Origin of the sequence: Burkholderia theae, assembly GCF_048565265.1 — a bacterium.
GTDB lineage: Bacteria > Pseudomonadota > Gammaproteobacteria > Burkholderiales > Burkholderiaceae > Burkholderia > Burkholderia theae.
In genome coordinates, this window is sequence record NZ_CP183462.1 from 2,319,681 (window position 1) to 2,341,211 (window position 21,531).

General features: G+C 65.8%; 21 protein-coding genes and 1 pseudogene. 9 read left to right on the forward strand and 13 right to left on the reverse strand.

All coding sequences use genetic code 11. From position 1 onward, the window contains the following. Positions 1 to 4: 4 nt before the first annotated feature. The 3 genes from ACN22W_RS27920 to ACN22W_RS27930 all read right to left on the reverse strand — a co-directional run bounded on the left by ACN22W_RS27920 (position 5) and on the right by ACN22W_RS27930 (position 2,851). Complete coding sequence (locus ACN22W_RS27920) at positions 5 to 922, reverse strand: hypothetical protein (protein ID WP_419687943.1); 918 nt, start codon at positions 920 to 922, stop codon at positions 5 to 7. 107 nt (positions 923 to 1,029) lie between these two features. Beyond that, a complete protein-coding gene (locus tag ACN22W_RS27925) occupies positions 1,030 to 1,413 on the reverse strand; it encodes a DUF2946 domain-containing protein (protein ID WP_419687944.1) in 384 nt (127 codons plus the stop codon). A gap of 193 nt (positions 1,414 to 1,606) precedes the next feature. Further along, entirely contained in the window at positions 1,607 to 2,851 is a 1,245-nt protein-coding gene (locus ACN22W_RS27930; protein ID WP_419687945.1) for an NADH:flavin oxidoreductase/NADH oxidase family protein, read from the reverse strand. A 77-nt stretch (positions 2,852 to 2,928) separates the two neighbouring features. On the opposite strand from ACN22W_RS27930, the gene ACN22W_RS27935 reads away from it, so the two are divergent. The 3 genes from ACN22W_RS27935 to ACN22W_RS27945 all read left to right on the forward strand — a co-directional run bounded on the left by ACN22W_RS27935 (position 2,929) and on the right by ACN22W_RS27945 (position 4,621). Then, positions 2,929 to 3,387, forward strand: coding sequence for a MerR family transcriptional regulator (locus ACN22W_RS27935; RefSeq protein ID WP_048251728.1), 459 nt, complete (start codon positions 2,929 to 2,931; stop codon positions 3,385 to 3,387). A gap of 104 nt (positions 3,388 to 3,491) precedes the next feature. Further along, positions 3,492 to 4,187: a hypothetical protein gene (locus tag ACN22W_RS27940; RefSeq protein ID WP_419687946.1), complete on the forward strand. Its 696-nt coding sequence runs from the start codon at positions 3,492 to 3,494 to the stop codon at positions 4,185 to 4,187. Between the two features lie 113 nt (positions 4,188 to 4,300). After that, on the forward strand, positions 4,301 to 4,621 hold the full coding sequence (locus ACN22W_RS27945) for a DUF1330 domain-containing protein (RefSeq protein WP_343490819.1): 321 nt from the start codon (positions 4,301 to 4,303) through the stop codon (positions 4,619 to 4,621). A 19-nt stretch (positions 4,622 to 4,640) separates the two neighbouring features. On the opposite strand, the gene ACN22W_RS27950 is transcribed toward ACN22W_RS27945, so the two are convergent. Beyond that, entirely contained in the window at positions 4,641 to 5,477 is an 837-nt protein-coding gene (locus ACN22W_RS27950) for an NAD(P)-dependent oxidoreductase (protein ID WP_343490820.1), read from the reverse strand. A 71-nt stretch (positions 5,478 to 5,548) separates the two neighbouring features. Here ACN22W_RS27950 and ACN22W_RS27955 point away from each other — a divergent pair, with 71 nt between their 5' ends. After that, the gene (locus ACN22W_RS27955) at positions 5,549 to 6,658 is read left to right on the forward strand and encodes a LacI family DNA-binding transcriptional regulator (protein ID WP_343490821.1); all 1,110 of its coding nucleotides are present in this window, start codon (positions 5,549 to 5,551) and stop codon (positions 6,656 to 6,658) included. Between the two features lie 84 nt (positions 6,659 to 6,742). On the opposite strand, the gene ACN22W_RS27960 is transcribed toward ACN22W_RS27955, so the two are convergent. Beyond that, positions 6,743 to 8,035 carry an MFS transporter gene (locus ACN22W_RS27960; protein ID WP_419687947.1) on the reverse strand — a complete coding sequence of 431 codons (1,293 nt, stop codon included), beginning with the start codon at positions 8,033 to 8,035 and terminating at the stop codon, positions 6,743 to 6,745. Between ACN22W_RS27960 and ACN22W_RS27965 the strand changes: the two genes are divergently transcribed. Genes ACN22W_RS27965 through ACN22W_RS27975 form a run of 3 tightly spaced genes read left to right on the forward strand, consistent with a single transcriptional unit; the run spans position 8,034 to position 10,379 of the window. Continuing rightward, the gene (locus ACN22W_RS27965) at positions 8,034 to 8,402 is read left to right on the forward strand and encodes a hypothetical protein (protein ID WP_419687948.1); all 369 of its coding nucleotides are present in this window, start codon (positions 8,034 to 8,036) and stop codon (positions 8,400 to 8,402) included. The genes ACN22W_RS27960 and ACN22W_RS27965 overlap by 2 nt on opposite strands. Beyond that, positions 8,356 to 9,849, forward strand: coding sequence for an AlkA N-terminal domain-containing protein (locus tag ACN22W_RS27970; RefSeq protein WP_419687949.1), 1,494 nt, complete (start codon positions 8,356 to 8,358; stop codon positions 9,847 to 9,849). Before ACN22W_RS27965 ends, ACN22W_RS27970 begins: the two co-directional genes overlap by 47 nt. Further along, positions 9,846 to 10,379, forward strand: a complete 534-nt coding sequence (locus ACN22W_RS27975) for a methylated-DNA--[protein]-cysteine S-methyltransferase (RefSeq protein WP_419687950.1) — start codon at positions 9,846 to 9,848, stop codon at positions 10,377 to 10,379. Before ACN22W_RS27970 ends, ACN22W_RS27975 begins: the two co-directional genes overlap by 4 nt. 28 nt (positions 10,380 to 10,407) lie before the next feature. On the opposite strand, the gene ACN22W_RS27980 is transcribed toward ACN22W_RS27975, so the two are convergent. Next, complete coding sequence (locus ACN22W_RS27980) at positions 10,408 to 11,226, reverse strand: AraC family transcriptional regulator (RefSeq protein WP_419687951.1); 819 nt, start codon at positions 11,224 to 11,226, stop codon at positions 10,408 to 10,410. Positions 11,227 to 11,303: 77 nt separating this feature from the next. On the opposite strand from ACN22W_RS27980, the gene panB reads away from it, so the two are divergent. Beyond that, positions 11,304 to 12,155: a 3-methyl-2-oxobutanoate hydroxymethyltransferase gene (gene panB / locus ACN22W_RS27985; protein ID WP_419687952.1), complete on the forward strand. Its 852-nt coding sequence runs from the start codon at positions 11,304 to 11,306 to the stop codon at positions 12,153 to 12,155. Positions 12,156 to 12,174: 19 nt separating this feature from the next. On the opposite strand, the gene ACN22W_RS27990 is transcribed toward panB, so the two are convergent. Then, positions 12,175 to 12,666 (reverse strand): Lrp/AsnC family transcriptional regulator, encoded by a 492-nt coding sequence (locus ACN22W_RS27990; RefSeq protein WP_419687953.1) that lies wholly within the window; start codon positions 12,664 to 12,666, stop codon positions 12,175 to 12,177. Between the two features lie 156 nt (positions 12,667 to 12,822). On the opposite strand from ACN22W_RS27990, the gene glmS reads away from it, so the two are divergent. Continuing rightward, positions 12,823 to 14,652 (forward strand): glutamine--fructose-6-phosphate transaminase (isomerizing), encoded by a 1,830-nt coding sequence (glmS, locus tag ACN22W_RS27995; RefSeq protein WP_193101372.1) that lies wholly within the window; start codon positions 12,823 to 12,825, stop codon positions 14,650 to 14,652. Between the two features lie 99 nt (positions 14,653 to 14,751). On the opposite strand, the gene ACN22W_RS28000 is transcribed toward glmS, so the two are convergent. The 6 genes and pseudogenes from ACN22W_RS28000 to ACN22W_RS28025 form a co-directional block, all read right to left on the reverse strand. Next, positions 14,752 to 15,930: a fimbrial protein gene (locus ACN22W_RS28000; RefSeq protein WP_419687954.1), complete on the reverse strand. Its 1,179-nt coding sequence runs from the start codon at positions 15,928 to 15,930 to the stop codon at positions 14,752 to 14,754. Further along, the gene (locus ACN22W_RS28005; RefSeq protein ID WP_419687955.1) at positions 15,918 to 18,422 is read right to left on the reverse strand and encodes a fimbria/pilus outer membrane usher protein; all 2,505 of its coding nucleotides are present in this window, start codon (positions 18,420 to 18,422) and stop codon (positions 15,918 to 15,920) included. The genes ACN22W_RS28000 and ACN22W_RS28005 overlap by 13 nt, the downstream gene beginning before the upstream one ends. Positions 18,423 to 18,615: 193 nt before the next feature. Continuing rightward, positions 18,616 to 19,389 (reverse strand): fimbria/pilus periplasmic chaperone, encoded by a 774-nt coding sequence (locus ACN22W_RS28010; protein ID WP_419687956.1) that lies wholly within the window; start codon positions 19,387 to 19,389, stop codon positions 18,616 to 18,618. Positions 19,390 to 19,478: 89 nt separating this feature from the next. Continuing rightward, positions 19,479 to 20,021, reverse strand: coding sequence for a fimbrial protein (locus ACN22W_RS28015; RefSeq protein ID WP_419687957.1), 543 nt, complete (start codon positions 20,019 to 20,021; stop codon positions 19,479 to 19,481). Between the two features lie 321 nt (positions 20,022 to 20,342). Then, positions 20,343 to 20,468, reverse strand: a pseudogene (locus ACN22W_RS28020) (ISL3 family transposase); the annotation flags it as partial. Positions 20,469 to 20,594: 126 nt separating this feature from the next. After that, positions 20,595 to 21,407 carry a hypothetical protein gene (locus ACN22W_RS28025; RefSeq protein WP_419689843.1) on the reverse strand — a complete coding sequence of 271 codons (813 nt, stop codon included), beginning with the start codon at positions 21,405 to 21,407 and terminating at the stop codon, positions 20,595 to 20,597. Between the last annotated feature and the right edge of the window lie 124 nt (positions 21,408 to 21,531).

The following is a 21,531-nucleotide window of genomic DNA, read 5'->3' on the forward strand; positions in this document are numbered from 1 at the left end:
TCGATCAGAAGAGCGGCTTGCCGAGCGAGCCGGGGAACAGGTCGTCGAAATACAGGTGCGCGTCGAACAGCACGCCGATATGGTTGCCGCTCGCGCGATTGACCGGAATCTGCGCCTCGACGCCGAACTGCCCATAACGATTGAGCCACAGTACGCCCGGGTTGATCGTGCCGGTTGTCTGGCCCGAACACGCACCCGCCGTGCAGGTGCTCATCGGCGCCTCGACGACGAAGATCATGTTGCTGAGCGGCTGCGGCAGGCCGAGGTTCTTCACCTGCTGCTGCAGGTACGGGATGCTGTATTGCAGCGTCATGCCCCAGCCGAGCGAATTCGGGCCCTGGTCGGACGACGCCGTGGTCAGGTTCGGCCCGAGCTCGGCCGTGATCGCGAACGGGCGCAGATAACCGAGCGACGCGGGCAGATCGCCGAAGCCCTTGCCGACATAGACGGCCGGCGTGAACGTGGAATACGGGCTCGCGATCGATTTCGCGCCGGTGCCGCCGATCTGGGTTTTGAGGCCGACCGACGCCATGAATTCGTGTTCCGGATTCGTATAAGCGAGATACTTCACGCCGAGCGTCACGTTGTCCCAGCCCTTCGCGGAGCCGCCGTCCGGGGCGTTCTGCGACACGTACTGGCTCGCGACGCTGAACGCGAGGTTCTTCGTGATCAGCTTGTCCCACTCGTACGACACGGTGTTGACGTTCATGTTGTCGCCGTTGCCGTCGGGCGACTTGATGTGGCCGAACTGCGTATCGAATTCGTCGCCGACGCCCGGATCGTCGACGGTCATCGTGGCGGGGAAGACGCGATCGCCGACCACGGCGTGTGCGTTCGCGAATGACGCATGGGACAGGCCGGCGATGGCGGCCAGCAGCGCGGCGCATGCGCGAGGCGCGTGCCGTTCGGTAAAGCGGGGCATGGATGTGTCTCCAGTTATCGTTCGATTCCGTCGCGCATGCGCGCGACGAACGGCCGCTCGCTTCGGTCGCGAAGCGGCGGCTAATCAGATGAAAATATCAGACGAACTCAGGAGAACGCGGGAGGCGCACGCGATTGCGCGATGGTGTGGACGACACGAATGCGAGCCAGAACCGATGCCGACACAACCGGCATCTGCGAGTCGGCAAGCGGCACGGCGAAAGCGACCGGTTGGCCCGGCAGCACGGTCGCATGCGCAACGAAGCTGCAATAAGGACACGCTTGCCAGTGCGCGTTGGCGTGATGCGCGGGCTTGCCGTCGTCGTGCGCGACCGGCGCCTCGTCGATGCTGGCCGAGCAATAGACGGCCAGCACATCGACGAGCCGATGACGCGACGCCATCATCTGCGAAACCGCGGGGGCGAGCGCCATCATCAGGATTGCGATCAATCCGATCAGGCTGCCAGGTTTGCGGAAACGAGCGACGTGCATGACGCGCGAAGAAGGTGGAATGCAATGAAGGTGGCAAATTATGCCACGCTGAAATTGCAGTCACGCGCCTGAATAATGCAGTAAACGAACCCGATATTTCAGCAAGCAATCCGAAAGTATCGGCCCGGAAAATGACCCGCCGGGCGTCGGGTCATCCAGTCCGGAACAGGCACTTCAGATGCGCCCATGCGCATCACGCGCGCGGCGCCGCCGCGCGCCCCGCCATCCACTTCCGGTAGCGCCGCGTCTGGCACTGCGCGGCCAGTTGCTGCCTGACCAGCGCGCGCAGCGGCGACACCTGCGGGTGCGTGCGACGCCCTTCGCTGAGCCGCGTGAGCTGGAACTTGACGACGGCCATGTTGGCCAGCGCGCCCAGCGCCTTGTTCTTCCACCGGATCGGCTGCAGCACCGGCGCGCTGTCCTTGCCGGCCCGCCAGTCGCGCGGCAGGTTCGGCTCGATCGACAGCGCGGTCGCGATGCCGACCATCGCCACGCCGCTGTCGACCACCTGCTCGGCGACCGCGCGGCGCCGGATGCCGCCCGTGACCATCAGCGGCATCCGCGCGACGGCCGTGATGTCGCGCGCGAATTCGAGGAAATACGCTTCGCGGGCGAGCGTGCGCCCGTCGCGCGCTTCGCCCTGCATCGCCGGCACTTCATAGCTGCCGCCCGACAGTTCGACCAGATCGACGCCGAGCGGATTCAGCAGCTCGACCACGCGCTTCGCATCTTCCGCACTGAAGCCGCCGCGCTGGAAATCGGCCGAGTTCAGCTTCACCGCGACGACGAATGCCGGCGACACCGTCGCACGCACCTCTTGCACGATATCGAGCAGCAGGCGCGCGCGATTTTCGATGCTGCCGCCCCACTGGTCCTGCCGGCGGTTCGTCAGCGGCGACAGGAACTGGCTCAGCAAATAGCCGTGCGCCGCGTGAATCTGCACGCCGGTAAAGCCGCTTTGCTCCGCGAGTTGCGCGGCACGCACGAAGCGCTGCCGCACCTCGGCGATATCGGCTTCCGTCATCTCCTTCGGCACCGGGAACTGCTTCGACAGCGCGCCGAGCGCGAGCGGCACGGCCGACGGCGCGAGCGTCGTCTGGCCGAGCGCCGCCTGCATCTGACGCCCCGGATGGTTGATCTGCATCCACACGTGCCCGCCGCCCGATCGCGCGATCTGCGCCCAGCGGCGGAAGCGGTCGAGATGCGCATCGCTCTCGAGCACGACACCGTTCGGCCCCGTCATCGCGCGGCCATCCACCATCACGTTGCCGGTCAGCATCAGGCCGACCTGCCCGTCGGCCCACGCCTGGTACAGGCGCAGCAACGCGTCGGACGGCGCGTGATCCGCATCGGCCATGTTCTCTTCCATCGCGGCCTTGGCCAGCCGGTTCGGGATCACCGCACCGTTGGGCAGTGTCAGGGGCGTAAACAGGTTCATGGAGGGCATCCTCGATTGACGATGCCCAACGATAACTTTAAAGTCAACTTTAAGGTCAAGCCCCTTTGGAGCACGGCATGAAAATCGGCGAACTGGCGCGCGCCAGTGGCATCGCGGCGTCGCGCATCCGTTTCTACGAAGCGAGCGGATTGCTCGAACCGGCCCGCCGGCAGGCGAATGGCTATCGGGAATACGGGTCGGAAGCGTTGACGCGCCTCGCGATCATCGACCGCGCGCAGCGCGCGGGCTTCGCGCTCGATGAAATCCGCGCGGTGCTGCCGCCCGATCTCGGCGCGTGGCCGCGCGACGAACTGCTGGTCGCGCTGCGGCACAAGGTCGACGAAATCGCGCTGCTCGAACAGCGTCTCGCGCAGAACCGGCGCCATCTGGAAACGCTGATCGACGAGATCGAGAACAAGCCGGCCGGCGAGGATTGCGCGGGCGCCGCGCAACGCATGCTCGACCGGCTGTGCGAGCAGGCCAGCGAACCGCTGGCGCCGGCACCCGTCGCACGGCCGACGCGCAAGCGCGCATGACCGGTGACGCTGCGTCCCCTACCGATCAATCCACCCGTGTTGCGGCGACACGAGACGACGCGCGCGCGTCGGCTTCCGCATCGCGACCTCATGATTCGAACCGCATGACGATCCCCCGCTTCAAAGGACTCCTCATCGCTGCGCTGCTGACATTCGGCATCGGCAATGCATACGCCACGCAATGCGGCGACACGTCTTCGTCGATCCGCTGCCCGGACACCTCCGATCTTCCTGACGATATCGTCGCGCAGCTTCCCGCCGGTTATGAAGCACTGGACGCCGCATCCGGACGCCTGACCGACAGCACCCGCCCCGGCTATGTCGTCGTCGCGCATCAGCCCGGCGATTCGATGCGCACGCCGTCGCCGCGTCCGCTGCTGGTCTTCCTGCAGGGCAAGGACGGGCGCTACCGGCTGGCCGCGCGCAACGACACCGTGATCATGAAAGCCGACGAAGGCGGCATGGGCGACCCGTATCTCGATGGTGTCGCGGAGAACGCGCTCACGATCGAGCCCCGTACGTTCACGGTCGAACAGGGCGTATTCGCGGGACATAACCACTGGCGCGATCGCGTGACGTTTCGCTATGACGTCGCGCACCACACGTGGGTGTTTCATCGCGAAGTGTTCCGCAACTGGCGGTTCAACTATGAGCAGGAAGGCGATGCGCTGAAGGCCGACCCGGTGCGCGTCACGCGCGCCGATGCGGCGAAGGCCGTCGCGTTCGAAGCATGGCGGCCGAGTTACTGGTGCGATTCGGCCGAGCGGCGCGAAAGCGATCCGGTGTGCCACAAGCATTGAGGGTGGTGCGGTTGCCACGATTCGCTTACGTGGCAGGTAATCGACGCGCGCCTTGCGCGCCGCGATCATGGCTCCATCGACGCACGCATCGCGTCACCACAAGGAGCCCTGCCATGACCGCCTACGCCATCGCCCACCTGCACGACGTCGACATGTGCGACGACATCGTCGAGTATCTCGAACGCATCGACGGCACGCTCGTGCCGTTCGACGGCCAGTTCGTCATTCACGGCGCACGGCCGGAGGTGCGCGAAGGCGTGTGGCGCGGCGACCTGATCGCGATCGCGTTTCCCGATCTCGACACGGCGCGCGCATGGTACGAATCGGATGCGTACCAGCAGATCCAGCCGCTGCGCGCACGGCACGCGAGCGGCCCGCTGATCCTGATCGACGGCGTCGACGAACGGCACAAGGCGACCGACGTCCTGCGCTGATCTGCGACGCCGGCAATGCTTACGACGCCTTCCGCTCCATCGGCTCGCCAACGACGAACCCACCGCCCTGGAACCGCTGCGCAGGATCGTCGTAGTCGGCGGTCGGCGCCGCGACCGGGAACAGCCCCGCGAACTGCTCGGAGCTGTCGCGCGGGCGGAAGCCGAGGAAGCCGGCCTTCGTGTTGTCCCACCACTTCACCGGGTTGTCCGACGCGCCGTAGACGATCGCGTGCCCGACGCGGTTCGTCAGCAGCGAGCAACGCACCAGCTCGATGAAGTCGCGATAGCTGAGGAACGTCACCAGCATGCGCGGGTTCTTCGGCACCTCGAACGACGAGCCGATCCGCAGGCACACGGTCTCGATGCCGAAGCGGTCGAAGTAATAGCGCGACAGCGATTCGCCGAAGCACTTCGTCACGCCGTACAGGCTGTCGGGGCGCAGCGGCGAATCGGCGTCGAGCACTTCCGTGACCGGGTGGAAGCCGATCGCATGGTTCGAGCTCGCGAACACGACGCGCTTCACGCCGTGCTTGCGCGCGGCTTCGTACAGGTTGTACGTGCCGGTGATGTTCGCGTCGACGAGATCGTCGAACGGCGCATCGACCGAAATGCCGCCGAGGTGGACGATCGCGTCCACGCCGTCGACCAGCTGCATCACGGCCGGCCGGTCGGCCAGATCCACGACGCGGGTTTCTTCATGCGCGGCCGCGTCGTCCAGCACCGCGATGTCGCTGACGCGCACGACGTCGGCCCAGTCGGCGAGCGCGCCGCGCAACTGGCGGCCGAGGTTGCCGGCCGCGCCCGTCAGCAACAGGCGCCCGAACGGTTTGCGCGCGCCGGTGGATGAGGCGTTCATCGAATCTCCTTGAATCTGACCCAGAATGGAAAACGTTTTCCAACTATACGCGGGACCGCGGCCGAACGTCAATGGTCGAACCCGTTCGCAGCCATCCGCACTTTCCCGATATCGCCCCGTGGCCGCGCATCGGCTTTTTCTGCCACAATCCGGCGTTAATGAACGAAAACGTTACCCTTCGGATGAAAAAAGTTTCCCCGACGATCCGCGACGTGGCCGCGGAAGCCGGCGTGTCGGTCGCGACGGTATCGAAGTACGTGAACGGCACGCAGCGTTTCTCGCCGACCGTCGAGGCACGGCTCAAGGAAGCGATCGAGCGGCTCGGCTACCGTTCGAACCCGCTCGCGCGTTCGATGATCACCGGGCGCACGCGCACCATCGGCCTCGTGATCCTCGACATCAGCAACCCGCACTTCACGAACGTGGTCAAGGGCGCGAACCGGATCGCGCTCCAGCATGACTACACGCTGCTGCTCGTCGATACCGAAGAGAGCCAGGCGCGCGAACGCTCGCTGATCGAGGCGCTCGCGCAGCGCGTCGACGGGCTGATCGTCAGCACGCGGATGCCCGACGACGAAGCCGGCTGGATGCTCGATCTCAACAAGCCGCTCGTGCTGCTGCGCCGCAGCCCCGGCCTGCCGATTCCGAGCGTCGGCATCGACAACCGGTTGTCGACCTACATGCTCGCGCGTCACCTGCTCAATCTCGGGCACACGCGCATCGCGTATCTCGGTTTCGGCACGGCACGCGTGAACGACGAGCGGATCCAGGGCGCCCGCGATTGCCTCGCCGAAGCGGGGCTCACGCTCGACGTGCACGACGCGCATGCGCCGACCGCCGAGGCCGGCGAGCGCGCGTGCTCGCGCGTGATGCTCGGGCCGCAGCGCCCGCAGGCGGTGATCTGCTACAACGACCTGATCGCGCTCGGCTTCATGAAGGAAGCCGCGTCGCTCGGCTTCCGGCTGCCGCAGGACGTATCGGTCGCGGGCATCGACAACGTGCCGTACGGCGAATACGCGGCGCCCGCGCTGACGACCGTCGACATCCAGAGCGAGAACATGGGCGAGCTCGCGATGCAGAAGCTGATCGACGCGCTCGCCGGGCGCACCGATGCGAGCTATTCGACGTTCGAGCCGCGGCTGATCATGCGTGCGTCGACGGCCGCGGCCGCCGCCGGTTGAAGCGCGCGGGGCGCTCCGCTTTCCCGAACGCCAAAACAAAACGCGCCGCCCCAGGGGCGGCGCGTTCGCTTGTACGACGCACCATCAAGCATCAAGTTTCGCGGGCTTCATCTTCGGCGTGAGCACATGCATCACGGCCAACGCGATCAGGTAGGCCGACGCGCCGATCGCGAACAGCACCCAGTAGTGGCCCGTGCGTTGCAGCACCTGGCCGATCACTTCCGAGAACAGCACGCCGCCGATCGAACCGGCCATCCCGCCGATGCCGACCACCGACGCGACCGCGCGGCGCGGGAACAGGTCGGATGCCGTCGTGAACAGGTTCGCCGACCAGCCCTGGTGCGCGGCGGCGGCGAGGCCGACGATCAGCACCGCGATCCACAGGCTCTGCACTTGCGACACGAACGCGATCGGCAGCACGCAGCACGCGCAGATCAGCATCGCCGTCTTGCGTGCGCCGTTCACGCTCCAGCCCGCGCGCAGCAGCATCGACGACAGCCAGCCGCCGCCGATGCTGCCGACCGTCGTCAGCGCATAGATGCAGACGAGCGGCAGGCCGATGTGCTGCATGTCCATCCCGCGCGACTCGTTGAGCCACTTCGGCAGCCAGAACAGGTAGAACCACCACACCGGATCGGTCAGGAACTTGCCGATCAGGAACGCCCACGTCTCGCGCTTGCGGATCAGTTCGCCCCAGCGCGGCGCGCCGGCGTTCGCGTTCGCCGCGTCGAGCGCTTCGGCTTCGTCACGCGGTTCATCGTATTCCGCGGCGAGCGCGCGCGTGTCGGCCTGGCGATACAGCACGAGCCACACCGCGAGCCACACGAGGCCGATCGCGCCGATGATCACGAACGCCGCGCGCCAGCCGTAGGCCACCGCGATCGCCGGGATGATCGCCGGCGCGAACACCGCGCCGATGTTCGCGCCCGAGTTGAAGATGCCGGTGGCAAGCGCGCGTTCGCGGCGCGGGAACCACTCGGCCGTCGTCTTGATCGCGGCCGGGAAGTTGCCGCCCTCGCCGATCCCGAGCAGCGCGCGCACGAACGCAAAGCCCATCACCGACCCGACCGCCGCGTGCAGCATCGCGGCGATGCTCCACACCAGCATCGCCAGCGCGTACGAGATGCGCGTGCCGAGCCAGTCGACGATGCGCCCGAAGCAGAGCAGCCCGAGCGCGTAGAACGCGGAAAACGCCATCACGATGCGGCCGTACTGCACCTGGCTCCAGCCGATGTCGTGCTGGAGCATCGGCGCGAGCAGGCCGAGAATCTGCCGATCCATGTAGTTGATGACGGTCGCGAAAAACAGCAGCGCACAGACGGTCCAGCGGTAGCGGCTGGCGACAGCGCGGACCGTGCCGACGACGGCAGATTGCATGAATGTCTCCGATGCGCGGCCGCGCCCGTCGCGCCGCACGATGTTCGTTGACCGGCGACCGGCGCCGGGGCGGGCCGCGCGCACGCTGTCGCGGCACGGCCGATCGCCAATCAATCTGGAAAACGTTTTTCAAAGAATAGAGCGTCTTACGGTGCCCTGTCAGTCGGGGATTTCGATGAGTCATCTCAAATTCGTCGCGGCAAAAGAGACGACTGTTTCGCAGCCCGGCATTAACCGTTTTTCCCGGATTTTCCAACGCGCGGACGGCGCGCGCGGCGGCCGAGACACATGTCCGATTCCAGCCAGAATCGATGGCGCGGATGGTTTACAGTCGGTTCATGCGCCTCGATCCCGACACCTGCTATGACGCCCTGCTTTCGCGAAACCGCCGTTTCGACGGCTGGTTCTTCGTCGGCGTGTCGACGACCGGCGTGTATTGCCGCCCCGTCTGCCCGGTCAAGCCGCCGAAAGCGCGGAACTGTCGTTATTACCCGACCGCCGCGGCCGCCGAGAAAGCGGGCTTCCGGCCGTGCATGCGGTGCCGCCCCGAACTCGCGCCCGGCCACGGGCTGCTCGACCTGTCCGGCAATCTCGCCGATGCGGCCGCCACGCTGATCGAGGACGGTTTCCTGAACCTGCATTCCGTCGACGCGCTCGCGCAGCGGGTCGGCGTGACCGAACGCCATCTGCGCCGGATCTTCGCCGCGCAGTTCGGCGTGTCGCCTGTCGAATTCGCGCAGACGCACCGGCTGCTGATGGCCAAGCGGCTGCTGACCGACACCGCGCTGCCGGTGGCCGTCGTCGCGTCGACGGCCGGGTTCGGCAGCGTGCGGCGCTTCAACGACCTGTTCCGTCAGCGCTACGGCCTCAATCCGTTGCGGCTGCGTAAAGGGGCAGGCCCCTCCGCCGATGGCGACATGACGTTCCCGCTGCCGTACCGGCCACCGTTCGCGTGGGCCGACCTGATGCGCTTCCTCGCGCAGCGGCAGATCGACGGCGTCGAGCGGATCGACGCGCAGCGTTATGCGCGCGTCGTCGAATTGCCGAACCCGAACCCGAACCCGAATCCGAACCGCGAAAGCGGCACCGGCCGCGTGACGGGCTGGCTGTCCGTCGCGCACGTGCCGCAGCGGTTCGCGCTGGCCGTCACCGTGTCGCCCGCGCTGACGCCGGTCGTGCCGGCCGTGCTCGCACGCGTGCGGCGGCTGTTCGATCTCGACAGCCGCCCCGACGTGATCGACGCGCATCTCGGCGACCTCGCGAGCGGCTCGCCCGGCCTGCGGGTGCCCAGCGCGTTCGACGGCCTCGAGATTGCGATCCGCGCGATCGCGGGCGAGCAGCTCGCGGCGGCGCAGGCGAGTGCCGTGCTGGCACGCATCGCCGAACGCTTCGGCACCCCGGTGGACGGCGCGCCGCCGGGGCTCACGCATGCGCTGCCTTCCGCGGCGACGCTGGCCGCGCTGCCGCCTGCCGCCCTCGATGCACTCGGCATCGCACGCGAAGCGGCGCAGGCGATCGTGTCGCTCGCTCGCGCGGTCGCCGATGGCACGCTCGCACTCGAACCGATGGCGCCGCTCGACGCGACGCTCGCCGCGCTGCGCGCGTTGCCCGGCTTCGACGAGCGCGCGGTGCAGTACGTCGCGATGCGTGCGATGGCCTGGCCGAATGCGTTCCCGGCCGACGACGGGTTGCTTCCCGCCCGCACCGAACGCGCACGTGTGCCATCATCTGCGCCGCATGCCGCGCGCTGGGCGCCCTGGCGCGCGTATGCCGCACTGCATGTGTGGCGCCTTCATGGAGAAATATCGCGATGACTCCCGCTCACCTGATTCCGAGCCCGCTGGGCGACATCGCCGTGCGCATCGAGGACGATGCGCTGACCGGCCTGTACTTCGTCGGCCAGAAATACTTCCCGTCGCTTGCGATCGCGGATAAAGCAGACGCGCACGCGTCGTCGCCGATCGCGCGCAAGGTCGCGGAAGAAATCGCGGAATACTTCACCGGCATGCGCGAAACGTTCTCGGTGCCGATCCACCTGCGCGGCACGACGTTTCAGCGGCGCGTGTGGAAGGAACTGCTCGCGATTCCGTTCGGCGAACTCGTGTCGTACGGGGACATCACCGAACGCGTCGGGTTGCCGATGAGCGGTGCACGCGCAGTGGGCGGTGCCGTTGGCCGGAATCCGGTGTCGATCATCGTGCCGTGCCATCGCGTGGTCGGTGCGTCGGGCAGCCTGACCGGTTATGCCGGCGGCATCGACCGCAAGCGAGCGCTGCTGTCGCTCGAAGGCGCCGGGTTCCAGCGCGACGCAGCTCATCCAGTGCAGACGGCGCTCGCGTTCTGAACGACCGTGAGCGGCACGTATCGCCGCGTCACACGGTCAAGACAGGCCGGCGCGCTTCACGCTTCGCATACGCACCGGGCGTCATGCGGAACTTCGCCTGGAACAGCGCGATGAACGACGACGTCGAGTCGTAGCCCAGTTGTGCGGCCACCGCGCCGATCGGCTCGCCCGCATCGAGCAGCGGCAGCGACGCGAGCAGCCGCACGGCCTGCCGCCATTCGGTGAACGACAGCCCCGTGTCCTGCCGAAACAGCCGCGACAACGTGCGCCGCGTCGCGCCCACCTGATGTCCCCATTCGTCGAGACTGCGCGTATTGCCCGGATACGCATGCAACGCGCGTGCGATTTTCAGCAGGCGCGGATCGCGCGGCAGCGGCACCGTCAGCGGCGCCGGGCGCATGCGCGCGATCCGGTCGGCGATCAGGCAGACCAGCGCGCCGTCCGGCCCCGTCTCGTCGTAGTTCACCGGCAACTCGCCGGTCGCGATCACCAGTTCACGCAGCAGCGGCGTCATGCAGAGGATCGTGCAATCGTCGTTCGCGTCGTCGCGCGCGATCGCTTCGTCGAGATACAGGCTGTGGAACGCGACGCAATCGCGCGTCGACACCGCATGCGGCACGTGCGGCGGAATCCACATCGCATAGTGCGGCGGCAGCAGCTGCCGGCCCGACGGCGTCGACACCTCGAGCACGCCGCTCGTCGCATACATCAGCTGGGCCCACGGATGACTGTGCGCGTCGACGCTCGCGTTGCCGGGAATCTCGAACGCACGCACGAACAGCGGCCTCGGCAGGCGCGCCATCGGCGGCACTGCGTAAGGGTCACCCGATTGTCCCGCCAGCAACATAAGACGTCCTCCGAAGGTCATTGCACGAACGAGCGCGATGCTACCGTGACGGCTCTTCTTTCACACGGCTTCCGCTCATGAGCGCTCACACCCGCACCACCCGCAAGACCGTCACCGCGATCCGCTCGACCAAAGGCATCGGCAGCCTCGTGTCGCTGACCGCCTATTCCGCGCCGATGGCGAAGCTGGTCGACGACGTGGCCGACGTGATCATCGTCGGCGATTCCGTCGGCATGGTGCTGTACGGGATGCCCGATACGCTGCGCGTCACGCTCGACATGATGATTGCACATGGTGCGGCCGTCGTACGCGGCGCGGCGCAAGCGTGTGTCGTCGTCGACCTGCCGTTCTCGACGTACCAGGAATCGCCCGCGCAGGCCTATCGTTCCGCCGCGCGCCTGCTTGCGGAAACCGGCGCGCAAGCCGTGAAGCTCGAAGGCGGCAGCGAGATGGCCGACACGATCCGCTTCCTGACCGATCGCGGCATTCCGGTGATGGCGCATGTCGGCCTCATGCCGCAACAGGCCAATGCAACAGGCGGCTTCCGCGCGCAGGGGATGGACCCGCGTTCGGCCGCGCAGGTGTTCGATGCCGCTTGCGCGGCCGAGCGCGCCGGCGCGTTCAGCGTCGTCGTCGAGGGCACCGCCGAAGCGCTCGCACGCCACCTGACCGAAACGCTGACGATCCCGACGATCGGCATCGGCGCATCACCCGCCTGCGACGGGCAAGTGCTCGTGACCGAAGACATGATCGGTGCATTCGATGCGTACACGCCGCGCTTCGTGAAGCGCTACGCCGATGCGAATGCGGTGATGCGCGACGCGATCCGCCAGTATGCGCACGACGTGCGGCAGCGCGTGTTTCCCGAGCCGGCGCATTGCTTCGGGTACGGCAAGCCGCTGCAACTGGCGGACGTGTCCGCCGCGTGACGACGAGCGAACGACGCGATCACGGGCGCTTGCGCATCGCATGCGCGACCCGCGCGTTCGCTTCGAACTTCGCGCGATGCGTGGAGAAGAACGTGCGCACGTTGCGGACGTTCGATGCGCCGGTGAACAGCCGTCGCGCGAATTCGTCGTATTCGGCGACGTCGGCCAGATCGGCCACCACCACGAAATCGGGCCCCGGCGACACGCGGTAACACTGCGTGACGGCCGGCTCCGCGCATACGTACGCCTCGAATGCGTCGTAGTCTTCGGCCGTCTGCCGGTCGAGGCTGATCTCGATCAGCGCCGTGACGGCCGTGCCGATCGCCACCGGGTCGAGCACCGCGACCTGCCGACGGATCACGCCGGCCTCGGTCAGCCGGCGCACGCGGCGCATGCAGGTGGGCGGCGACGACAGCGCACGCTCGGCCAGTTGCAGGTTCGACACCGATGCGTCGTCCTGCAGGATCGCGAGGATGCGCAGGTCGAGATCGTCGAGGGTGATGCCGGCCATCGGCGGCTCCTTCCGGTCATTGCGTGAAATTTAATTTCAATATGATAGACGATCTATTGTTCGTTTCATTTCTTCTTGTATTTTGAAATTTAATTCCATTAGACCGAATCTACCATCGCTCTCACTGGTCCAGACAGGACATTTACGGAGCGCGATATGTGTGGAATTGTCGGGGCGGTCGCCCAGCGGGACATCCTGCCGAACCTTGTCGACGGCCTGAAGCGGCTCGAATACCGCGGCTACGACTCGTGCGGCGTCGTGGTCTATCGCGACCGGGCGCTGGCGCGGGCCCGCAGCGTCGACCGCGTCGCGAACCTGCAGCGCGAGATCGCCGAGCATGCGCTGTCGGGTTACACCGGCATCGCGCATACGCGCTGGGCCACGCATGGCGCGCCCGTCACGCTCAACGCGCATCCGCACTTCTCGCCGAGCGACGCCAACGCACGCATCGCGCTGTCGCATAACGGGATCATCGAGAACTGCGACCCGTTGCGCGCGGAACTGCAGGCGCACGGCTACGTGTTCGCGAGCCAGACCGACAGCGAAGCGATCGCACACCTGATCGACCACCTGTATGACGGCGACCTGTTCGACGCGGTGCGCCGCGCCGTCGCGCGATTGCGCGGCAGCTACGCGATCGCGGTGATGTGCCGCGACGAGCCGCACCGGATCGTCGGCGCGCGCGACGGGATGCCGCTCGTGGTCGGCGTCGGCGAAGGCGAGAACTTTCTCGCGTCCGATGCGATTGCGCTGTCGGGCATCACGGATCGCATCGCGTATCTGGAGAACGGCGACGTCGCCGATATCCAGCTGCATCGCTACTGGATCGTCGATGCGGCCGGCCAGCGCGTCGAGCGCGCGGTGCAGCGGGTCGCCGCGCATAGCGGCGCGGCCGATCTCGGGTCGTACCGCTACTACATGCAGAAGGAGATCTTCGAGCAGCCGCAGGCGGTGGCCGATACGCTGCTCGACGTCGCGTCGATCATGCCCGAGCTGTTCGGCGACGGTGCGTGGCGCGTATTCAACGATGTCGACTCGGTGCTGCTGCTCGCCTGCGGCGGCAGCTATCACGCGGCGCTGACCGCGAAGTACTGGATCGAGAGCATCGCGAAGCTGCCTGCCAGCGTTGAAATTGCCAGCGAGTTTCGTTATCGCGACAGCGTGCCGAATCCGCGCACGCTCGTCGTCGCGGTGTCGCAAAGCGGCGAGACGGCCGATGTGCTCGGCGCCGTGCATGTCGCGAAGCAGAGCGGGATGATGCATACGCTCGCGATCTGCAACGTCGCGACGAGTGCGTTGATGCGCGAATGTGCGCTGCAGTTCGTCACGCGTGCGGGGATCGAGATCGGGGTGGCTTCGACGAAGGCTTTTACGACGCAGCTCGTTGCGCTTTTCCTGCTCACGCTGTCGCTTGCGCAGGTGCGCGGGCGGTTGAGTGACGACGAGGAGAAGGAACATCTGCGTGCATTGCGGCATCTGCCCGACGCGATGTCGAAGGTGCTCGCGCTGGAGCCGCAGATCATGGCGTGGTCGGAACTGCTCGCAAGGCGCGACAACATGCTGTTTCTCGGGCGCGGGATGCATTACCCGATCGCGCTAGAGGGTGCGTTGAAGATGAAGGAGATTTCTTATATCCACGCGGAGGCTTATCCGGCGGGGGAGTTGAAGCATGGGCCGCTTGCGCTCGTCAGCAACGAGATGCCGGTGATTGCGGTTGCGCCGAATGACATGCTGCTCGAGAAGCTCAGGTCGAACATGCATGAGGTCAGTGCGCGGAATGGAAGGCTTTTTGTGTTCGCGGATGTGGACTGTGGGTTGGTGCCGAGTGACGGGATCGAGGTGATTCGGCTCAATGAGTACTACGGGCCGCTTTCGCCGATTCTGCATACGGTGCCGATGCAGTTGCTGGCGTATCACGCGGCGTTGGCCAGGGGGACGGATATCGATAAGCCCAGGAATTTGGCTAAGTCGGTGACGGTGGAGTGAACTACCGCTCGCGCCGCGCGAGTCTCACCCACAAGCGAATTCCCCAACCGCAACGTGACCACGTGACTGGTCATGCAGAGGCAACCCGCTGCACCTGCCTTACTGATACGTCATGGTGAAGGTCAGCACCGCATTCGCGCTGCCGGCCTTCACGCTGGCGGCCGTCTGGTAGTACGTGGCCTTGAGCGGGATCGTGTAGGAACCGCCCGTCGATTTGCTGTAGCTCGTCAGCGTGTACTGCTTGTTGTATTTCAGCGCATTGCCGTTGTTGTCCTTCAGTTGCAGGCCGATGCCGCTGGCCGTCGAATCGCTCGACAGCGCCAGCACGCCGTTCGTGCTGTCGAGCACGGCATTGACCGGGATGAACTGGTACTGGATCGTGTTCAGGCCCGACGGGCAGGCATTGACAGCCACGGTGACCGGAATGGCCGGCGAGGTGGTCGAGCCGATGCCCTTGAATGCCGACTGCATGGTCGAACCCATGTTGACCGTCACGTTCGGCGTGATGCAAGCCGCCACGTTGACGATGGTCGGGGACAGCGAAAACGACACGAGGGGCGACGCGGCGACCGTATAGACGCCGCCGCCGGTGCCCGTTGCTGACGCTCCCACGACCAGCACGCCGCCCGTCACGGTGCCCGCCGTGATCGGACCGGTCTTGACCAGCGCCGCCTGGACCTGACCACCGTTGGTGATCGAAGTAACCGTGCCGGTTGTGTTGCAGGCGGTGCCCGTCCACGGGCTGGGGAATGTCGGAAGCGGAACGCCGAGATCCCTCCAGGGCTGGTTTCCGCATTGGTTCGCGAAAGTAGCCGCGCCGATCGCGACACCGACGCCAGGCACATTGGTATTCCAAACGGTATAGGTTCCACCATTTGGCGCGGCGACGGTCATGCCGGCCCTGGTCATCGACTGCGGTTCGAAGACCATACCCGAGTTCACCACACCCGACACCGCGCACGTGTAGTAGTTGGTGACATTCGGCGTGCTGACCCAGCCGGTCAGAAGGGTGCCGACCGCGGCATCGCGCGGGATCGTCACCGAGGCCGGTATCGCCAGCGTCACCGTCTGCGCCGTTCCCGAGCAACTGATGGTTCCCGCGGCGAACGCGGGACGTGTGCCCAAGCCGAGCATCAGTGCCGCCAGCGTCAGTAGCCAGAATGCCAGACGGCGCATGCCATGCCCCGCTTTGGTTTGCCTACGCATCGCGGCCGGCTTTTCGTTCTTGTTCATCTTCTTTCCCAGGTCCATCGCGCCCGCTTCGCTCATTTCGTACATACCGCTTCCGCATCGGTCCAGCGTTGTTTGCTTGTCTTGCTTGCCGTCGCCAGCGTGTACGACATCGAACAGCCCTCGCCGACCGTATCGCCCCACTTCACATTCAGCGTGCCGGTATCGGTCTTCACGCCGCGCAGCACGATGCGGCCATCCTGCGCGACGGTGCCGACGTTCCGCCCCGCCGCATCGCTCACCTCGGCGCCGAACGGAACCGGCTCGCCATCGGCCATGCGCGCGCGCATGATCACTGCGCGCCCGCCGCCCTCGGTCTCGAACTTCAGTCGCACCACCGCGCCCGCGGTCGGCGCGATGTGCTGCGCGCTCGACTTCAGCTCGACACTCATCGGCACACCCTTGGGATCGATCTCCACCTCGTTGGTCGAGAACGGCGTCAGGCTCGACACCAGCGCATGACCGAACGGATCGACGCGCAGCCCACTGCCGGCCGTCACGCGTGCCCCGTGCGCGTCCTTGGCTTCGACGATCGCGACGGTCTCGCCCATGGTCGGCGTAAAGGCAACGCCGCCCGCATAGGCCACCATGCCGCCCGAGATGCCGCCGCCGTACTGCTTGAAGCCGGTGCCCATCGACGCATTGCCCGTGACGGTCGCATACGGCGACATGTAGGACACGTTGCCGCCCACATTGGTCGCCGCTCTCGCGCCGCCGCCACTGGTCCGGCCGACGTTCACGCCGTAGCTGAGCGCGTTGTCGACGCCGAGCGCACCCGTCATCGACTGCTGGACCACGGTCGAACCACGGGAATCGTGCTGCAGGCTGGTCGACGAGTACACCGTGCGCGAGCCGAGGTTGAGCGGGATCGACACGTTCAGCATGAAACGGTTGTCCCAGCGGTTTTGCGTCACGTCGAATTGGCGCGCGGCCGACACGCCGTAGTTGATGCGCCGGAAATTATTGTTGTAGCCGGCCTGATACTGCGTGTCGTTGCCGCCGCGATTCCAGTAGTTGACGGTCGAGCCCGACAGGTAGAAAGCGCCCCAACCCTCCGGCAGGCTCTGGTTCAGCGTGACCTGGAACTGGCCGCGACGCACGCCGCCCGACAGCAGACCGCTCACGCCGCCCGTCTGCTGGCCGCGCAACTGCATCGCGTCCTGCAGGCCCAGGTAGCCGCTGCTCGAATAGCGATAGGCAGCCACCGCGATATTGGTATGGGTCGGGCTGATCAGCTTGCTGTACGAGATCCGCACGCTCTGGCCGTGGCGCGTGCCGATGCCGGGCAAATCGGTATTGGCCTGCGTGATGTCGAGCGCGAACGCGCCCAGCCGGGTATTGAGCGCGGCGCCGACCACGCCGGCCACGTAGCCGGGCGCGGCCGTCACGCCGCCGTAGCCGGTAATCAGGTTGGTGAAACCATGCTGGACGGTCGCCTGGAACAGCGCCGGCTTGCTCGACAGCAGCGGACTGCGGTACTGGCCGGCCGTCACGCTGAAGTGCGTGACGCCCGGCCGCAGCGAACTGACGGCCGACGCGTACGGCACCTTGAAGGTGTGGATGCTGCCGTCGGCCTCGGTCACGATGACGTCGAGGTCGCCGCCATAACCGGTCGTATAGAGATCGTCGATCACGAACGGGCCGGTCGCGACGTTGGCGCTGTAGATGACGTTGCCGTTCTGGCGCACCTGTACCAGCGCATTGCTGTTGGCGATGCCGTGGATGGTCGGTGCGTAACCGCGTTGCGATTCCGGATACATGCGCTCGTCGCTGGCGAGCTGCACGCCGCGAAAGCCCACGCTGTCGAACATCGTGCCGTCGGTGAACGCGTCGCCGATCACGAACTGCGCCTTCAGGCGCGCGATCGAGCGCTGCAGGCTGGTCCGCACGCTCTGGTAGTGCGGGCCGCCGCGCGAGTCGTAGGTGGTGTTGCCGTTGTGGCGGAAGCGCCAGGGCCCGACGTTCAGGCCGACGGTGAGGCCCAGGAACGCTTGGGTCGACGAGGCGCCCTGGTTCTCGGCACGATAGATATTGCCGTTGTACGACAGCAGCGCGGCCGGCACGCCCTCGTCCCAGTAGCGCGGGTCCACGTAGCCGCGCGCCGCGCGGCTCAGCGAGGCTTGCGGGATGCTGACGTCGAGCCGCTGCTCGCCATTGTCGAAGGTGGCAACCGCGTCCGGCACCAGCATGCCGATCGTCGCGCAAGCCTGGTTCGGGTCCGTCAGCATGTGCGTCGCCTCGGGCGACAGCTTCGCGAGATCCACGCCGACTTGCTGCAGCAGGTCGCGATTGAAGCAGGGCTGGACGTTGTTCGGGTTGTCGCCCACCTGGCGCAGCGTGATCTCGGCGCGACCGATCCAGTTCGTGTTGACGAACAGATCGGCGCGATACGAACCCGGCAACGCGACATTGCCCTTCTCGAAGCGGCTCACGTCCACCCGCGCGCCGCCCGGGCGCTGCAGGAACAGATCGTTGAACTGGACTTCCGCCACTTGCGTGGCATCCGTGGTCGCCGCGATCACGCCAGTCGATGCGAACATCGCCAGCGCGAGCAGGCAGCACGGGCGTGGACGGCAGTGCATGGACAGCGGCAAGCTAGAAATACGTTGAATCACGATAGGCAGCCGGGCGTGAGCAAGCCTGCGCCCTGCCCGGGGCGAGCATGCTGGGTCTTGCGATAGAAAGGACGTGGCGCGCTAGCCGCGCCGCGCAATCGAAGCGGTCAGCCGCGCATCACGGCGACGGTGCCGCGGTGCGGAGCCGCAATGGCGTCTCGCTGCTGACTGCGCCGCCGTAGTCGTTCAGCGCCGTGAAGTGCACGGTGGCGCCAGCCGCGTCGGGCGCATCGCCCTTCAGCGGGAACGCACGCGTCTCGCCCGGCCCGACCATGCCGCCATCGTCGAAGATCGCGCGGCGGCCGCCCGACTGCACGCTGATCATGGTCAGCGAAACATGGAACGGCGTCGGGTTATGCACCTCGATGGCCGGCTTGCCGTCGACCTGTGTGAGGCGCCACGCGAGCTGCGCCGGCGCATCGGCCGACGAACCCTTGAGCTTGTCCGGGCGATAGAACACCTTGATGCGCGAGCGGAACGCGAGCTGGATCCGGTTCATGTCCGCGTCCGCCGCGCTCGCCTTGGGCGGCACTTCGAGCACGTTGAGCCAGAACACCGACTCGCGATCCTCCGGCAGCGGCTCGCCGGTATAGACGATGCGCAGCGTCTGCGACTTGGACGGATCGATCCGCGCAATCGGCGGCGTAACGGTGAACGGCACCTTGATACTGGACGGCGCGCTGCGCACGTCACCTGCATCGACCCATGACTGCACGAGCGCCGGCGCCTGGCCCGCGTTCGACAGTTTCAGCGTGACCTCGGATTCGCCCGCGCCGTAGATCACGCGCGTGCCGCCGATCACCACCGACGCGTCGGCGGGTGTCGCCAGGTAACCGAGCCATGCGATACACACGGCGGCGATCGAGAATCTGAGTGCTTTTCGGGACTTCATGGTTGGGATCGATGCAGGTAGCGTACAGGAGGGGAGGAACGAAATCGTTTCGCCCCGCCCTACCTTATTATGTATTTCTAAATAACCGATTACTGATAAACGAGCGAGTACATGACGCTCGACGTCGCCGCACCGGCCGTTGCGGCGCCGGTGGCGTAGTATTCCGCGAAGTAGTTCAGCGTGGCGGTGCCGGTAGCGGTGATTGCAACCGACTGTGAGTTCTGCGAAGCGTCTGCCGCACCAAGCTTGATGGGCGTATAGTCACCGTTCAGCAGGCGAATCTCGACGTTGGTCGCGCCGCCTGCGTTCAGGAACAGGTTGCCGGTGGTGGTGTCGACCGTCGGGCCCGGTTCGAAGTAGGCGTGGACTTTGCCCGACGCCGGCGTGCAGGCCGTCAGCGCGATGCTGAACTCCTTGGCGCTGGCAGTTTGGCCCGCGGCGGCCAGCGCGCTGGTCGACACGTTCAGCAGCGGAACATTGAAGTTGTTCGAGTTGCTGCCGTTGCCGTTGATCGTGCAAGTTTGCGCGGTTACGCTGCCGGTGAACGTGATCGTGCCGTCGGCTGCAGATGCGACTTGCGAAGCCGTGGCGGCGCCCGCGAGCAACAGCGCGGAAATGAGTTTGGTTTGCATGGGTTTTGTTTCAGAAGCGATCTGGATGGATTCACAACGCCGAGGCGATATTTATTCAATATCGCCACGCGTTATCCAATGGCAACCGCGAATAAAACATTGCATGGACGGATGCATTGCTTTCGATCCGGCTGCCCCTGGACTTCGAAAATATTACCCCGACCTTTCCATCGGTAATATGAACTATTGTCACCATGCAATCGTGACCGATGCGGCGTGGAATCTTCGGGCCGGCAGGGAGGGAAGAGGTCCGCGGCACGCGGCCCCAACCTCAGCGAAGCTGTTCCAGCAATAGTCGCGCGCGCTCGACGCGCGAAATGACATGACCTTGCTGACCGGCTTCAGATACAGCGATAGCGTGTGTTCCTCTCCCGGTAGCCATTACACACGCTCCAGCCGATAACCTGTCCAGCAGCCCAGTGCCTGAGGTGCCTTTCGATCGAGCAATTGCTTCCTCCGACATCCACAAAATCAGGTGTCAGATTATGCAATCGCTCGAAATCGGCATCGAAGCACGGAACATGCGTGCCCCCCGGAAGCCGGTCAAGATCATCGCCTCGTCCCGGAAAAACGCTACTTCGACAGACTCAGCTTCTTCGACAGCACGACACCGCTCGACGGACTCACCAGCCAGATGCCATGGAGATCCATGTGCAAGCTGGAGATCCTGGTCGTAATGTCCGTCGGCTCCTCGATGCTCGGATCGACATGCTCGATTTGTTCGGTCAGGTAAGGCCGAACCAGGCGCCCGGAAAAAACGAGTGCGAAGTCGCCATGCGTTTGGGCGTACACGGCAGGCGAAAGCCGAATGCGGCTACGAACCGAGGTCATTTTGCCTTTCCCGGACTCGAGTTCGATGATGTCGACCTGCTGGATATACCCTTTTGCCTTCGCTTCGGGTGCGATCACGAGCCCTCGCCCTCGAGGCCCCGTCGTGACCTTTCTGAGCAGGATGCCCGTCCGGTCGTCGCGCTCTGCGTCGAACAGGTCGACGTCCAGCGTCAACAGGCGCTGCTGTGACCGATACCTCAGCCCGTACCGCACCGGCACCACGAACGTCACGTCACGATCCAGACCGACGGCCGCCAGGTCGGCATTCGCACCATGCCGGTCGGCAGCGCCGGGGACCAGGCCGCGAACCCGGTCGCTCAAGGAAGGCGGGACGGTGCTGATGTGCAGCCTCTTCAGGGCATTCCGAATGGCAACCGGGTCGTCGCCGACAATCGGTCGTGCGGGTGACGTGTCGTGCTTGGCCGCGGTCACGATGCGCGCCGCGCCATCGACAGCCTCCGCCTCTGCATGCGCCGCGACGGGCGCCAGCATCATCGTCAGGGCGACGACGCACACGAAGTTCGAAAGACCCAGTCTGGATTTCGGGTGAAACACGACGCGCTCCTGATTGGCTTGCAGATCGGTCAACGACGAGCACTATAGGGTGGAATGATCGGCAACGCATCCCCTGTTTGAAATTCACCGATGGCCGGTGCACCTCATCGTAGGCTCATTGTCG